This is a genomic window from Chitinophaga sp. W3I9, assembly GCF_050434025.1.
Lineage (GTDB): Bacteria > Bacteroidota > Bacteroidia > Chitinophagales > Chitinophagaceae > Chitinophaga.
Window position 1 is genome coordinate 3,584,055 of the sequence record NZ_JBNPWC010000001.1, and the last position, 16,706, is coordinate 3,600,760.

At 48.8% G+C, this 16,706-nt stretch carries 11 protein-coding genes; 6 read left to right on the forward strand and 5 right to left on the reverse strand.

Annotated features, from left to right (window positions below; translation table 11 throughout):
• Positions 1-20: 20 nt before the first annotated feature.
• The 3 genes from QFZ51_RS14935 to QFZ51_RS14945 all read right to left on the reverse strand — a co-directional run bounded on the left by QFZ51_RS14935 (position 21) and on the right by QFZ51_RS14945 (position 5,229).
• Positions 21-3,437, reverse strand: coding sequence for a SusC/RagA family TonB-linked outer membrane protein (locus QFZ51_RS14935; protein ID WP_429046841.1), 3,417 nt, complete (start codon positions 3,435-3,437; stop codon positions 21-23).
• A 140-nt stretch (positions 3,438-3,577) separates the two neighbouring features.
• A complete protein-coding gene (locus QFZ51_RS14940) occupies positions 3,578-4,588 on the reverse strand; it encodes a FecR family protein (RefSeq protein WP_429046843.1) in 1,011 nt (336 codons plus the stop codon).
• 50 nt (positions 4,589-4,638) lie between these two features.
• Positions 4,639-5,229 carry an RNA polymerase sigma factor gene (locus QFZ51_RS14945; RefSeq protein WP_429046844.1) on the reverse strand — a complete coding sequence of 197 codons (591 nt, stop codon included), beginning with the start codon at positions 5,227-5,229 and terminating at the stop codon, positions 4,639-4,641.
• A gap of 347 nt (positions 5,230-5,576) precedes the next feature.
• On the opposite strand from QFZ51_RS14945, the gene QFZ51_RS14950 reads away from it, so the two are divergent.
• A complete protein-coding gene (locus QFZ51_RS14950) occupies positions 5,577-6,170 on the forward strand; it encodes an NADPH-dependent FMN reductase (RefSeq protein WP_429046845.1) in 594 nt (197 codons plus the stop codon).
• 291 nt (positions 6,171-6,461) lie between these two features.
• Here QFZ51_RS14950 and QFZ51_RS14955 read toward each other — a convergent pair whose 3' ends face one another.
• On the reverse strand, positions 6,462-8,420 hold the full coding sequence (locus tag QFZ51_RS14955) for a sialate O-acetylesterase (protein ID WP_429046846.1): 1,959 nt from the start codon (positions 8,418-8,420) through the stop codon (positions 6,462-6,464).
• Positions 8,421-8,675: 255 nt separating this feature from the next.
• Here QFZ51_RS14955 and QFZ51_RS14960 point away from each other — a divergent pair, with 255 nt between their 5' ends.
• From QFZ51_RS14960 to QFZ51_RS14980, 5 genes are all read left to right on the forward strand, one after another.
• Positions 8,676-8,888, forward strand: coding sequence for a heavy-metal-associated domain-containing protein (locus tag QFZ51_RS14960; protein WP_370911476.1), 213 nt, complete (start codon positions 8,676-8,678; stop codon positions 8,886-8,888).
• A gap of 47 nt (positions 8,889-8,935) precedes the next feature.
• Entirely contained in the window at positions 8,936-9,436 is a 501-nt protein-coding gene (locus QFZ51_RS14965; RefSeq protein ID WP_429046847.1) for a DUF3347 domain-containing protein, read from the forward strand.
• A 15-nt stretch (positions 9,437-9,451) separates the two neighbouring features.
• Entirely contained in the window at positions 9,452-11,659 is a 2,208-nt protein-coding gene (locus tag QFZ51_RS14970) for a multicopper oxidase domain-containing protein (protein WP_429046848.1), read from the forward strand.
• Between the two features lie 11 nt (positions 11,660-11,670).
• Positions 11,671-13,692, forward strand: a complete 2,022-nt coding sequence (locus QFZ51_RS14975; RefSeq protein ID WP_429046849.1) for a copper-translocating P-type ATPase — start codon at positions 11,671-11,673, stop codon at positions 13,690-13,692.
• 102 nt (positions 13,693-13,794) lie between these two features.
• On the forward strand, positions 13,795-15,489 hold the full coding sequence (locus QFZ51_RS14980) for an ATP-binding response regulator (protein ID WP_429046850.1): 1,695 nt from the start codon (positions 13,795-13,797) through the stop codon (positions 15,487-15,489).
• Here QFZ51_RS14980 and QFZ51_RS14985 read toward each other — a convergent pair whose 3' ends face one another.
• Positions 15,490-16,455, reverse strand: a complete 966-nt coding sequence (locus QFZ51_RS14985; RefSeq protein WP_429046851.1) for a terpene synthase family protein — start codon at positions 16,453-16,455, stop codon at positions 15,490-15,492.
• Between the last annotated feature and the right edge of the window lie 251 nt (positions 16,456-16,706).

Below are 16,706 nucleotides of genomic sequence, written 5' to 3' on the forward strand. Positions count from 1 at the left end.
TCTTTAATTTTTTAGCAAGATCAGAATCCAATATTTACCCCAACTACAAATGTTCTGGCCAGCGGATACCGGCCATAGTCTACGCCGCTGGTTAAAGCGCCTTCGTAATTACTTACTTCCGGGTTATAGTTCAGGTAGTCGGTAAACGTGTAGAGGTTTTGAGCCGAGAGATAGATCCTGGCCTGTTGCAGGCGGATGTGCTGTAATATTTTTTCCGGCAGCTGGTAACCGATACTCACGTTTTGGATACGCAGGTAGGTAGCATCTTCCACCCAGCGGCTGGAGATGGCGTTGTTGTTGCCGGTGGTGCGCTGATTGGCGCGGGGAATGATGCCGTTGCCTGGTTTGTCGGCCGACTGCCAACGGTTCAACACCGTGGTGAGCTGGTTAGCGCTGCCTTCCACGTTTTCAAAGAAGCGGCGGCTGAGGTTCAGGATTTCTCCGCCTTGCTGGCCTTGTATGGCCACCATCAGGTCGAAGTTTTTATACCGGAAGGTGTTGGTGAGGCCGTAAATAAAATCAGGCTGACTGTTACCAATGATGGTGCGGTCGTCAGCTGTGATCTTTCCATCTTTATTTACATCTTCATACTTAACATCACCAGGTCTGGAAGTGATGTCGTGTGGAAATTTGTCGAGGTCGGCCTGGTTCTGGAAGATGCCTATCTGTTTGTATCCATAAATATTACCGATCGGTTTGCCGATTATCGTGATATTGGTTTCATTTACACCGGAATTACTGCGGATGGGATCTCCCGTAGGACCCAGTGCCACCACGGTATTGCGGTTAAAGGAAAGCGTTGCGTTGGTATTCCAGGTAAAGGCGCCGGTAAGATTCCGGGTGGCGAGGGAAAACTCCCAGCCTTTATTCTCAATAGCGCCAATATTTTTAACAGCGGTGCTGAAGCCCGTGATGGTAGGCACATTTACTGCCAGCAGCAGGTCGTTGGTATTTCGTTTATAGTAGTCGATGCCAATACCGATCCTTTCATGGAAGAAGCCGAGGTCAATGCCGGCGTCGAACTGTTTGCTTTTTTCCCAGCCCAGTTCAGGATTGCCAAGCGAGGCTGCGCCCAAACCATTTACGAGCGAGTTGTTGAAACTGTAGTTATCTGCTTCCAGTGTAGCGAGGTAAGGATAGTCACCGGAGAACTGGTTATTACCTGCCAGCCCGTAACTCACACGCAGTTTGGCGTTGGAGATCACCGGGATGTTTTTCATAAATGGTTCTTCTGTCAACACCCATCCCACGGAACCCGCGGGGAATACGCCCCACCTGTTTTGGCTGCCGAAGATGGAAGATCCATCTGCACGCAGGGATACATTGGCGATGTACTTTTCTTTGTAATTATAGGTAGCACGGCCAAAGTAGGAGGTGGAAGTATTGGCAGTTCTGAAAGAAGTGACGGTACTCGGCAACCCTGCAGCATTCAGTGTAGGCACTACGTCGTTGGCGTAAGAGGTACCAATCGCCTGGCTTTTCTGGTACTGGTATTTATAGGCCTCCATACCCAGCAACACATCGATCTTATGCGGGCCGGTGGCTTTAGTATAGTTTACGGTTTGGTTAAACAGCCAACTGGTGGTTTGATCAGAAGACGCTTCACCCACGGCCTGTGTAGGCGGCAAGATCTGGTTCAGCGGCATGCGGGATGTTTTATAGGCATTTCTCCTGGTGGAGCCTACGTTGAAGTTACCGGTAGCGCGGTAACTGAAATCTTTCAGGAACTGGTACGATGCATACACGTTGGTAAGCAAATTGGTGGTGATCAGCTCATTCGGATTTTCCGTGATATTGGCTACGGCGTTGGTGATGCCAGGCCAGCCATAAGGCACGGCCAGTGCGGTTTGCGAGGTGTAAGCGCTATGGTCGGCGTTCCAGACAGGTGTCATTGGTACTGCAGATAAGGCCGCATTGATAATACCGTTGTTAGCCCAGTGACCATCACTGTTTACATCGTTCTGGATTTTATATACCGGGTTGATATTGGCGCCCAGCTTGAAACGGTCGGTCACGTTGATATCTACGTTCGCACGGATGGAGTACCGGTCGAGTGTGGATTTTTCAATGATGCCATCCTGTTTCAGGTAGGCACCGGTTACCAGGTATTGCGCGTTATCATTGCCGCCGCTGGCGGTTACCTGGTAGTTGTTGATCATTCCCTTGCGAAAAATCATATCCTGGTAATCATACGTAGGCATGGCGGCTACCTTCTGCGGATCGTCGAAGTTGAACCACTCAAACAGATCGCCGCGTGGATAACGGTAACGCAAATACGAAGACGGGCGCGCACTGTTGGGGTCTGATATATTGGCGCCGGGTACGTTATCGAGGTAAGCATTATTGGAGGCTTCTTTGGAGAACTCTGCAAACTGCTGCGAGTTGAGCACATCTATCTTTTTAGAGAGCTCCTGGAATCCCGTATATACGTCGGCGTTAAACCTTGTTTTGCCGGATTTACCGCGTTTGGTGGTTACGATCAGCACACCGTTGGAGCCTTTGGAGCCATAGATCGCAGTGGAGGACGCATCTTTCAGCACATCAATGCTTTGCACATCGTTGCTGTTGAAATTGCTGAACACACTGGCGTCCACAATATTGCCATCCACTACAATCAGCGGGTTGGTACCTGCGCTGATAGAGCCGAAGCCACGTACTTTTATGGCGGGGGTAGCACCCGGGGCGCCGCCTGTTTGCTGCACGATCACGCCGGGAATTTTTCCCTGCATACCGGTGGCCACATTGGAAATAGGCATGTCACGCATTTCGGCCATAGGCACGGAGGCGATGGCGGCGGTAACATTCCGTTTCTTTTGGGTGCCGTATCCCACTACCACCACATTATTGAGCGAGCGGGTTTCTTCCTTCAGGATGATGTTCAGCGGGGTAGCGCTGCCGGCGGCAATTTCCACGGAAGTATACCCGATCATACTAAAAACAAGAACGGTTTTTTCATCCGGTACCCGGACGGTAAAATGCCCGTTAACATCGGTAATAGCCCCGCCACCACCGTTTTTGATGGTGATGGTAACATTGGGAAGCCCGCTGCCTTTTTCATCGGTCACTTTTCCACTAACGGTGATCACGCGCGCAGAGGATAGCGTAGGATCTGCCACCCGCTTCTCGGTGATCACAATGGTATTGGCATTCAGCGACCAGGTAAGGGCGGTGTTTTCCAGCAGCAGGTTGAGTGTTTGCAGCACGGATCTTCGTTCCGCGGGCAAAGTAATATCATCATAGGGAGAGAGCTGTGCGGCAACATAAGCAAACTTAAAGGCGCTTTGCTGCTGGATTTGCTTAATACCTTCCTTCAGGGATTGCCGTTTCAGGTTTACGGTAACGTCTACTTCTTCCAATCGCTGCGCTTTGCCGGGAGCAGCAATCAGCATATTGATGCCGAAAAGAAAAGCAGAGGCGAGTAAGCAACTTAGTTTCATATAATACGCAAACGTTCGCTTTGGGAAAAGGCGTAGCCTTCCCCTGATAAGAAATTTCATACCTTTGGGTAGTTTTTAAATGTTTACCGAAATGTTTAAGACAACCGGCTATACTAACTAGTCCTTAGTATAGCCTTTTTTTAAAATCGTTTATCCAGCCAGATTATACTGTCTTGTCCTTTTTCCCATTGAGCGTGTGTTAGCTCGCAAATCACATCCAGCGCCTGTTTCATGGGATCGTTGATAAAATTACCGGTGAATTTTTTAACGCGCAGGGATTCATCCCTGAACCGGATATCAATACCATAATATTTGTTGATAAGTGGAATCGCTGCTTCAAAGGAAATATCTTCAAATACCGGCTCGTCTTTTTTCCAGACCAGCACTTCTTTCATATTGGCTTTGGTCACCAAAGGGGCAATGGCGGCCTTGTCCAGTATTAACTGATCACCGGGCAGCAGTTCTGCTACCACGGCGTTATTAGCTTTTTGCACCTGTACTTTGCCGGTAGTAACGGTAACGGCTATTGGCGAGGCATCCCCCGCAGCCCTGATATTAAAGGAGGTTCCCAGCACCCGCGTCACTATGGCGCCGGTATGCACCAGGAACGGTTTGTTTTTATCGTGCGCTACTTCAAAAAAAGCTTCTCCTCTCAGGTATACTTCCCTGCTACCTCCATCAAAGGCGGCAGGATAATCCAGCTGGCTGTTTTCATTGAGCGTCACCACGCTGCCATCAGGGAGGGTAATTATTTTATTGGACGACTGCTGCGTTTTGGGAAGTGCCGCGGTTAGTGTAGGAACGGGCTTTGTAACCGGCAGCAGCCACCAGGCGCTGAGCACCGCCAGTAGTACAGCGGCGGCAACGGCCATCCTTTTGTAGAAGGGATTGCGCCTTACCGTCATTACCTTGAGCATATCAACCTCCCCCTCCCGGATCTTTCCCTGCAGCTTTGTATACAATTGTTCCCACGCAGGCTCCTGCGCCGGCCGGGGCGTACGCTCCCAGAGCGCTGCCAGCTCCTGCGAAACAAGGTCGTTTTCCGACAGCTCCGCCATCAATGCCCAGAACTCTTCCAGCTCCTGCGGACTACAGTCGCCGGACAGGTATTTTTGCAGTAATAGTTTTAATCTTAACGGATTAGACGACATATGCCAGTTATATAACTGCAATGACGACAAAAAGGAGGGGGTAGTACTAATCAGTCAGAAAATAAATCTGACAGCAGCAGGAGGTACACAAAAGGGGTAATATGGTTATTCAGCAGGTATTGCTTAATGATCTTCAGGCTGTCGGTGATGGTATTTTTAACGGTGTTACGGGATAAATTCAGTTCTGTGGCTATTTCTTCATGCGTCATGCCCTTTTCCCGGCTCAGGGTGATCATGAGGCGGCGCTGGGGCGACAATTGTTTATAGGCGTTGTTCAATATCTCCCGGCATTCGTTGTTCAACAGGCTGTAGTCGGCGCTTTGTTCCTGGTGGGCCTCCATTTGTTCGCTCACCAGTTTCTGCAGCCTGGCATTTTTAGCGGCCAGCTTGAAGAAGTCCATCGCTTTATTGTAAGCCACCTTGAACAGGAACGCGTCCATATTTTGGATATGGGTGATCAGCTCCCTGCCCGTCCACAACTTCAGGAATACGTCAATCACAATTTCCTCCGCTACCTCCCTTGATTTGGTAACAGCCAGCACATAGTGATAGAGCTTCTTTCTATGGTGTTCGAAAAGTTGTTTGAAGGCAGCTTCATCTCCTGCCGCGATGTTGGTCAGTAATTCAGTTTCATTATACATGGAATTCTTCTCTTAGTTGATATCCGGAACGTGGTTCGACAAATATATTTTTTTTCCGGAGAATAATTCTTAAAATCTCGGGGAGATGGCCGCGTCGCCTTCGGCGACTTTAAATTGTCTTGGAGCAGGATTACACTGATTATGCTGATTTTTCGGATTTGATCATTTGGATTTTATAAATGATTTTGGGAGATATCAGCGAAAATATCCGCTTATACCTCCCAAAATCATTTATAAAATCCAAAAAGTAAAATCAACGTAATCAGTAAAATCAGTGTAATCCTGCTCCAAGACAATTTAATATCGCCGAAGGCGATATCAGGAGAATCCGCTTAATTTGCAAGCCAATGAACAATACTTATATGACACAACCGATAAAACTGCTGGCTATCTGTGGAAGCACCCGGCAATCTTCTTCCAATCACCATCTTATAAAAGCGATCACGGAACTGGGCAGGGACACCTTTACGGTACAACTGGTGGAAAGTCTCACCACCATCCCGCATTTTAATCCCGACCAGGACATGGACGTCAACAGCGCACCGGAGGAAGTGCAACATTTCCGGGCACAACTCGCCGCCGCCGATGCCGTGCTGATATGCACCCCGGAATATGCTATTGGTGTGCCGGGAACACTTAAAAATGCCATCGACTGGACCGTCTCCTCCATGCACTTCTCCAAAAAGCCCGTCGCCCTGATCACCGCCGGCACTTCCGGCCATAAAGCGCACCAGTCGCTGCTCGGCACCTTACTGATCATCGAGTCAAAGATCGCTGAGGCAGCGCAACTCGTTATCTCCTCGGTAAGAACAAAAATCAACGGCCAGGGCGTGATCACCGACCTACCCACGGAAATGCAGGTACGAAAACTGATCCAAACCCTGGCCGATGTGGCAACCGGCAAAGCAACAGACCTGCTGCCGGCGCCGTCGCTGCTCTGAATCACGTTCGGCGCGTAGGTTGTCTTACTCAGGATTAAACTTATTTCACTGATTACGCTGATTTGATCACTTTTTGATTTTAAAAGATTCGGGGAGATAGAAGCGGAAACGCGGATTTTGTCTTTCTCACTGATTACGCTGATTTTACTGATTATATCTTTTAAAAGATTTTGGGAGATATAAGCGAAAATATCCGCTTATATCTCCCAAAATCCATTAAAATCAAAAAGTGATCAAATCAGCGTAATCAGTGAAATAAGTTTAATCCTGAGTAAGACAACCTACGCTGCATTATTTCACGCTGTACTTCACTTCTTCGGTCACGCCTTTCCAGGTGTCAGTGCGGAAAGGTGCTGCCGGGAAGCCTTCTTTATTAAAGAGGTTGTCTTCCAGGTTATCATCTGCCCAGCCGTAACGTACTGCTACCGGCGTGCTTACTTCGTCTGCATACACTACTACTTTATCGTCGTCAACGAATGCTTTGGCGTAGTGGAATTGCTTGTCGGCGCCGGCTACTTCAAATCCGCGGATATAGCCATATTTATCTTTCACCATAAGGCCGCTGCCGGTGCTGGTAAAGCTGAGGGTTGCCTTGTTGCCGTTTACCTGTATGGACTGGTATATGGGGCCGCTGAAAACGTTGTTTTGTCCGTAGGTGTCATGTAATGCTACGGCTGCCAGCCTTTTGCCTACATCCTGTTTGTTTTTTGGATGGATATCTTTGGATTCGCCGATGTCGGTAGTAACGGCCATGCCGGTATTAGGTACCTGCAGGGTGAGGGTTTGGGCTTCTCTCAGCTCCGCCCACTTGCTGCCTTTCTGGCTGGTGCCGTTGCTGGAGTTGAAGCTGGCCAGCTGTACAAAGTAAAAGGGAAAGTCGCCCTGGTGCCACAGCCGGCGCCAGTCGCTGATCATCAGCGGGAAGGCTTTGCGGTACTGGTAGGCGCGGTCGGCATTGCTTTCGCCCTGGTACCAGATGGCGCCTTTAATGGCAAAAGGCAGTACCGGGTTAATCATGGCGTTAAACAGCAACGATGGGTAGCTGTTGGGGCCAACGGCGGTGCCGGGGTTCAGCGCCTTTTGGATGCGGAAGGACCAGTCGCCCGTAAGGGATTGCTTCTGGCCGGCTGTTTGCAGAAAAATATTCTCTGCATCTCCATAAAAACCACCTCCGCCGGTATTATCTTCTATGCTTACTGCAATTACATTAGTACCGGCTTTTAAAACACCGGCCGGGATGTGGTAGGTACGGGCGGCATCATAGCCTTTGGTGCTGCCTACCTGTGTACCGTTGATGTACGTAATATCGTTGTCGTCGATGGTGCCCAGGCTGAGTTCCGCTGGTTTGCCGGCATCTGCTGCAGATACCTGGAAGCTTTTACGGAACCATACGATACCGTCGAAGTCGGGGAGCAGCTGCTCTTCCCAGAGGCCGGGGACTTTCATTTTTTTCCAGGACTGGTCATCCGTATTAGCGGCAGACCAGGTGGCCACGGTGGCGGCATTGGGCAGGCCGCCCTGTAAATTCTGGATAAGCTGTTGCTGCCTGTTTTTGGCGGCGATGGCAGAGGAGTCCATGTTCAGCGTGGGAATGCGTTGCATCATGTCGCCGAACTCGTCGCTGCTGGTCAGCCCCTCTTTGCTGATCCAGGTTTCCACGATGGTGCCGCCCCAGGAAGTATGTATTAACCCGATAGGTACGTGTGTTTGTTCATTCAATGCTTTGGCAAAGAAGTAGCCTACTGCCGTGAAATCGGCCGTGTTTTCCGGTGAGGCCGGTAACCAGGCGCTTTTATTCACATCATCCAGCGGCGTCACCGACATCGCTTTGGGCAGGTAAAAATGCCGGATGGCAGGGTTGGCGGATTGGGCAATTTCCTTATTGGCATTGGTTACGCCGTTTACATGGAATTCCATGTTCGATTGCCCGCTGCAGATCCATACGTCGCCCATCAGGATGTCGTGAAAACTGATATCATTTTTGCCTTTTACGGACAGGGTATAGGGGCCGCCTGCTTTTTCCGGCTGCAGGAATACCTTCCATTTACCGTTCTTATCGGCCTTTACCGTTTTTTCCTGTTGATTGAACCGGATAGTGACCTTTTCATTTTTATCGGCCCAGCCCCATACCGGGATTGGCTTGTCGCGCTGTAACACCATGTTGTCGCCGAAAACGTTGGGTAAACGGACATCGGCAAAACTGAGGGAACTTATCATGGTTGCCGCCAGTAATAAAACGTTTTTTTTCATAATTGTGGTATTGTCTGTATTGTGGGGTACGCCCCTGTTGAATCATGTGCGTATAAATGTAAGGAAGACAGGCATTATTTTATAATTTTTCAGGAGAAGCCGGTAAAAATGACGCATGTACCCCTAAAAAGAGGCCCAGCCACGGCCATAAGAATTATGTAAAAGATAGCATGAATTGTATAACAGTCCCGCCTCCCGGGCATCGTAATTTTACATCATCAAATTAATTATTCATCACCAGATAAAAGAATCAACATGAACGCAACACAATTCAAAACCAACATCAAATGCTCCGGATGTATTGCAACGGTAACGCCTGTATTAAATAAACTGGTGGGCGCAGATAACTGGGAAGTAGACCTGGCCAGCCCCGACAAAATACTCACCGTTACAAAAGAAAACCTGGATAAAAGCGAAATCAGGGTGGCGATAGAAAAAGCCGGTTATAAGGCAGACGCCTTATCGTAATAACAGGCAGCATGGAGTATATTATCCACAAGTAAAAACTAACAGACATGAAAAAAATATTAATGGCAGGCATCGTATTGGTGGCTGCATTTATGCAACAGGGTATGGCACAGGATAAAACTGTTTCCACACAGTTATCTCCCTTACTTTCTTTATACTACAATATTAAAGATGCACTCGTGAGCAGCAATGCGGAAGTGGCAGCCGCCAAAGCAGATGAGTTTGTAAAAGCCGCCGCCCAGGTTGATATGTCATCCATGCCGCCTGCTGTTCACAATGCCTACATGCCGCTGGCAGCAAAGCTCACGGCGGATGCAAAAGCAATAGCTGAAGCAAAAGATATCAGTAAACAACGCGAACATTTCAAAACATTCTCTGATAATTTCTATCAGCTCGCAAAAGCTACACCGCTTTCCGCACAGCCGGTATACCAGGAATACTGCCCTATGAAAAAGGCTTACTGGTTAAGCAGCAGCAATGCTGTTAAAAATCCTTACTACGGCAACCAGATGCTTACCTGTGGTAAGGTAAGCGATACCATTAAATAGTCTTTAATCATTCGTATGAAAGCAGTATTCCTGTATATAACATTGATGAGCCTGTGTAGTATGGTTGCTGCACAGGCTTCTTTAAACACTGCGCCAAAGGTAGTCCGCTACGATTTATACGTAGGCGACAGCATGGTACACTACTCCGGTAAAATGAGCCATGCACTTACTATCAACGGCACCATCCCCGGACCCGTCCTGCACTTTACAGAAGGAGACACTGCAGAGATTTATGTACACAACACATTGAAAGAAGAAACGTCTATACACTGGCATGGGCTCATCTTACCCAATCAGTACGACGGCGTTTCCTATCTGACCACGCGGCCTGTTAAAGCCGGTGAAACACACCTCTACCGCTTTCCCGTGGTACAACACGGCACCTATTGGTACCATAGCCATACGATGTTCCAGGAACAAAGCGGTATGTATGGCGCAATTGTTTTCCATGAACGGAAAGAAACTACCGCTAAAGAATATACGTTATTGCTGAGCGACTGGACCGATATGCATCCGCATACCGTAAACCGGTACCTGCACAACGCCAACGACTGGTTCGCCATCAAAAAAGGATCGGTGCAGAGCTACGCCGAAGCCATACAGCATAAGCATTTCAAAACAAAAGTGACCAATGAATGGAAACGCATGAATGCAATGGATGTGAGCGATGTATATTACGAACGCTTCCTGTCGAACGGTAAAGAAACAGATGAACAGCCGCAATTTAAAGCCGGTGATAAAGTAAGGTTACGCATCATAAACGGCAGCTCCTCCACTTATTTCTGGCTGAACTATGCCGGCGGGAAACTCACCGTAGTGGCCAATGACGGCGCCGATGTGGAACCCGTGGAAGTAGACAGGCTCCTCGTGGGCGTATCTGAAACCTACGACGTAATAGTGACCATCCCGGATAATATGCAGTATCAGTTCCTTGCCACTGCGGAAGACCGTACCCGCTCCACTTCGCTGTGGCTGGGCCAGGGCATGAAGATGCCGGCAAAGCCCTTACCCCGCCTGAAGTATTTCGAAGGCATGAAGATGATGAATGATATGATGAAAATGGATGGCAACCTCGATACCAGCACTGGTATGCAAATGAGTAACCAGGTAATGGATATGAACACGGTCATGTATCCTGAAATCACCGGTGATGATAAGCGGGTGAAACACGCAGGTCATGATATGCAAAACATGCAAATGGATAGCACTGCCGGAGATATCGTAACCCTGAACTACGGTATGCTGCGGGCGCCGGAAAAAACAACGCTGCCGCCCGGCCCCGTTAAACTCCTGCATTTTGAACTAACGGGGAACATGAACCGTTATGTATGGAGTATCAACAACAAAGTAGTATCTGAAACAGACAAGATCTTAATAAAAAAAGGCGAAATTGTACGGATCGTGTTGTACAACAACACCATGATGCGGCATCCCATGCACCTGCACGGGCATTTCTTCCGGGTGCTGAACGGACAGGGCGAATACTCGCCGCTGAAAACCGTACTGGACATTATGCCAATGGAAGTGGATACGATTGAGTTTGCCGCTACCGAAAGCGGTGACTGGTTCTTCCACTGTCACATTTTGTATCACATGATGAGTGGCATGGGACGGGTGTTTAGTTACGAAAATTCACCACCAAACCCGGAAGTGCCGGACCCTGCCAGGGCATACCGTATGTTGAAGAAAGACGACCGCATGTTGTACCCGATGGCGCGCGTAGGGCTGGAAAGCACCGGTAGTGATGGTGAAATCGTAGTTGCGAATAGCCGTTACCGTTTGTCTACCGAATGGCGTGTAGGGTTAAACGACCGGGATGGTTATGAAAGTGAAAGCCATTTCGGAAGATATCTCGGTAAGAACCAATGGCTGTTCCCTTACATCGGTTGGGACGTGCGTTACCACAAAATGGATGAACCGGAGAAAAATCTCTTCGGCCAGAAAAATACAAAGGATTTCAGGCAGGTATTTCATGTGGGCGTGGAATACACTTTACCCATGCTGATCGTGGCAGATGCTTCTGTAGACACAGATGGTAAAATAAGGGTGCAGTTAACAAGAGAGGATGTGCCACTTACAAGAAGGTTACGTTTTGGTTTTATGGTGAACACCGATAAAGAATACATGGCGGGGTTCCGGTACATTGTTACAAAGAACTTTGCATTTTCCACGCACTACGACAGTGACATGGGACTCGGCGCAGGTATTACATTAAGCTATTAAAACAAGCAGCAATGGAACATCAGCATCAGCACAACACCATGAAAATGGAGCATGCGCATGCATCCATGAATCACGGTGCACATCACGATCATCATGCCATGATGATCGCCGATTTCAGGAAACGTTTTTATGTAGTGCTGGTGCTGACGGTACCGGTAATGTTACTATCGGAAATGATTCAGCACTGGCTGGGCATTTCTTTTACATTTCCGGGAGATGGATATGTTTTGCTGGTATTATCTTCTGTTGTGTTTCTTTATGGCGGATGGCCTTTCCTGAAGGGGTGGTGGGAGGAAATGAAAAGCCGGGAACCGGGCATGATGACGCTCATCGGCTTTGCCATTACGGTAGCCTACGTGTACAGCGTGGCTACCGTATTCGGTTTGCCCGGCATGGATTTTTTCTGGGAGCTTACCACCCTGATCCTAATCATGCTGCTGGGACACTGGATTGAAATGAAATCGGTGATGGGCGCCTCGCGGGAGCTGGAGCTGCTGGTGCAGCTGATGCCGGATGAAGCGCACCTGGTACATGGCAATCATGTGATGGATGTAAAAACCGCGGAACTGAAAGCGGGAGATGTTATCCTGGTAAAGCCCGGGGAGAAAGTGGCTGCAGATGGTGCCATCCTGGAAGGCAACACGTCGTTGAATGAAAGTATGCTTACCGGCGAATCCAAACCGGTGGAAAAGCAGGCGAACGATAAAGTAATTGCCGGTTCTATCAACGGCAATGGCGCTATCAGGGTCACTGTTACGCATGGTGTGGCCGACTCCTATCTTTCGCAGGTAGTGAAGCTGGTGCAGGATGCGCAGCAATCCCGTTCGAAAACCCAGCTGCTGGCCGACAAAGCCGCGCGCTGGCTTACAGTAATTGCCATTTTATCCGGTATTGCCACTTTCTTATACTGGTGGTTGAGCGGCCGGGAGTTGTCGTTTGCCATAGAGCGCATGGTAACGGTGATCGTGATCTGTTGCCCGCATGCGCTGGGCCTGGCGGTGCCGCTGGTAATTGCGAAATCCACCGCTTTATCCGCAAGGCATGGGTTGCTCATAAAAAACCGCACCGACTTTGAGAATTCGAGGAAGATTACCACTATTGTTTTTGATAAGACAGGTACCCTCACCGTAGGCCGTTTTGAAGTGGTGAGGTTTGATTCATTGCAGCAGGGTATTTCCAAAGAAGAGATCCTGGAAATGGCGGCTGCGCTGGAAGGCAGTTCCGAACATCCCATTGCTACGGGGATTACAAGTAAAGCAAAAGAAATGCAGCTTACCCCGCCGGCGGCGGAAAATGTAACGGCCATCACCGGGAAAGGTATCACCGGCAATATTGCCGGGAAAGAAGTGCAGGTGGTGAGTCCGGGTTATGTGGCCGAAGAGTTCAGGGATGCCGCTACCGCCAACATTGAGCCGGGAGAAACCCTGGTATATGTGATAAAGGACAACAAGGTAGCGGGCTTTATTGCGCTGGCGGACCAGATCCGGCCGGAATCGGCAGGCGCCATTGCCACGCTGAAGGAAAACCGGATCAAAACGGTGCTGCTCACCGGCGATAACAAAGTGGTAGCAGAAAGCGTAAGTAAGACGCTTGGTATGGACAGCTATATTGCTGAAGTGCTGCCGCACCAGAAACTGGATAAGATTAAAGCATTGCAGCAACAGGGCGAGTTTGTAGCCATGACCGGCGACGGTATCAACGACGCCCCCGCGCTGGCGCAGGCCAACGTGGGTATTGCCATCGGCAGCGGAAGCGATGTGGCGGCAGAAACGGCCGGCATCGTACTGGTGAACAGCAACCCGCAAGACGTAGTAAACCTGATTTTATTTGGTAAGGCCACTTTCGGGAAAATGATCCAGAACCTCGCCTGGGCAACGGGTTATAATATTGTGGCGCTGCCATTGGCCGCCGGCGTGCTTTATAAAGAGGGAATTATGCTGAGCCCCGCTGCAGGAGCGGTGTTGATGACAGTAAGCACCGTGGTGGTAGCCATTAATGCCAGCCTGTTGAAAGTGAAAGGTTCCGGGAAATAAATAATCACTAAATTGCAATAGGATTATGAATGTGATATAACTGATTTTACAACTGTATTGCTTTGTCAGCTATCCCGCGAATGCCTCTCAAAATATAGCCATATGAACATCGGTCAACTTTTTCACCGTGTTGTAAATACCGGAACCTTCCGCCAGGAGGAATCGCTGGCAAAGGTGACCAGGATGGTTAATACTTTTTCTGTTGTTACCACCACGCTTTGCCTTTTATTCGGCATCCTTGCTTACATGGGCACCGGGAAATTTGACCTGCTGATCCCTGCTTATATAGAAGCCGGACTTTTCCTCGGCGTATTTTTCCTTAACGCTGTAAATAAACCCGTTTTAGCCAGCATCGCCTTCATTGCCATTAACAATATCGCCATCGTTTATTTCAGCGCCGTAATGGGCATGTTAACGGAAGTACACCTGTTATTCCTGTTCCTGCTCGGGGCGTCGCTCATGATTTTCAGAACACGCGCGCTGGTGGTAGCCAGTATCGTGGTGGCGGTGGTGTCGGTAACGGCCTGCGAAATCAATTATTACTACACACTGATCACTCCCATGGAAATGGGGCATAGCCAGCAATTTATCATCCGCTGGATAACGCTACCGGCTATACTTTTGCTGGATGTAGCTACTATCTTCCTGTATGTAAGAAAACTAAAAACGCTCAATATAAAACTGGCAAAAGCAACGGATGAGAAAACGATCTTTGTCAGGGAAACCAGCCATGAAATCAGGAACCCGCTGAATGCCATTTACGGTATCAGCCAGGATCTGATGATGAAAGCGCAGAAAGAGGAACGTTATAGTGATATCCGCCCGGAAATAGAGCACCTGTATTCCGCTACGCATAATGTTTTACAGATCATCAATAATGTGCTGGCCATTTCTAAAATAGAAGACGGCGCAGCCCATGCCATTCATCCCGAATCATTTAATATCCGCGAACTGATTTCCGACAAGATCATCGTATACCAATACATTGCTGATCTGCGGGGAATAAAGATCAGGGCAGATATTGCAGAAGATATGCCCTGCTATATACTGGCAGATAAAAACAAACTGGCACAGGTACTGAATAACCTGCTGTTTAACGCCATCAAATTTACCCGCACCAACAGCCTGATTTCAGTTGGCGTTTTGTGCGAAGAAGCACATTGGCAGTTCATGGTAAAGGACCAGGGCCAGGGTATTCCTGCAGCGGACCTGGTGACCCTGTTCACACCGTTTAAATCAGGTAAAAGCGATTTTGAAGGAACGGGTCTTGGATTACCGATCACAAAAAAATATGTGGAAATGATGAGTGGAAAGATTACTGTTACCAGTATACCGGAAGAAGGAGCCACCTTTATTGTGCGGTTGCCATTAACGGTGAGTTCGGCGCCGTCGCCTGCCCAGGGAGGCTGGATGGAGTTAACGCTCCATAAAGGGCTGAAAAGCCTGGTAATTGATGATAATGAGATGAGCCAGCTGGTATTGTCCAGCTTTCTGCGCAGGCTCGGCTTCACTACCATAGTGGCCGGCAGCGGGGCAGAAGGTATTAACAAAGCAATGGATGAAAAACCGGATCTTATTTTCATAGATAGTTATATGCCGGGACTTAGCGGGAAAGATACCCTTCAACTGCTCGGTGATATACCTGCTTTAAAAAATATTCCGGTGATCGCCGTATCGGGCGATGCATTCCAGGAGTCGATCGATGATATGCTCGGCGCGGGCGCCAGGGAATATATCTCTAAACCTATTGATCTTAAACTGTTGAACAGCACCGTAAATAAAGTGTTGTTCCAATAGTTACGCATATACGTACTGATAGCGGGTAGTATCTTTACCACTCCAGTCGATGTTGCCTTTCATCATTTGTCCCAACGTTAAAATATACTTTTCCAGTACCGGCCGCACGCCAGCTGCGCATACAGCGGTGAGCACATCGGCGGTGTTGTTGAACAATGCAACTTCGGAGTTGTGGATCTTCACGGCCTGTTCTACCGCCTGGTCCAGCGTAAGCTGCTGGTGATGTTTCAGCAGCATAACCAGGTTCAGTTCATCGCCGAGTTCTGATTCTTTCGAGAAGGAGTAGAGATCGTTGGCCCAGCAAATGGTACGGCTGCAATATAATCCCATGTTTTTTACCTGCGGGTTGGCGCGCAGATCGGCGGGCAGATGGATGGCGCTCATCAGGGTAGCCAGTTCCAGGAAAAAGTTAGCGCCGCCGATCTGGGGGCGAAAGCGCATATAATCTTTCAGGGAAATATTGCGGGCATGATCCACGTGTTGCATACGCCACAAATTGGCAGTAAAGGCATCTTTCAGGCTGCGGGCGAAACGCGCCTGCCAGGCCCGGTTGCTGATCCGGCACATCCGCTGCCAGATATCGCTCATGGCAGCCAGCAGGGGACCGCCGCTGTCCAGCGTAAACGTCCGGCCGGTCTGCAGGATCTGCATCATGTGATGCGCCATACGCTCAAAGCCGGTGTTGAATTCATTAGGCGCCAGCGCATCGAGATGATCATCCCACAAAAAAAGAAGCGTGTTAAAATCGCTCGCAATACATAGCGAAAAAAACGGTGCATCCGGGAACATCCTGGCTACCATCCAGGTGAACTTCTGATCATGATAAGCATTCCAGGAGCTTTCGTCTGTAGCAAGATGAAAAGTATGCACCCAACCGGTGGTATGTGCATCCGCTTCATGTACCTGCGGATGCAGGCGCTGAGGATATGGACAATAAAGGTCCGGACGGGAAATGGTTGTAAACATGACACATTGTATTTAAAAGTGAATAGATAAAAGTTGACGTTGATAGTTGGCTTTAGATTACTTTTACAAAAATCTCAATGTACCTGGCGACGTGTGAAAAAATAGCAGGAACACTTCTGCAACAATGAACAATTGACCAATTCAGCCGTTATAGTTATAAGCAAATTATCAACCGTTACTGTAATCAACCATCATAAGCAAGTGAACAAATCGCGCAATTCAAATCAGTCAATAGCATAAGTATTATCAAC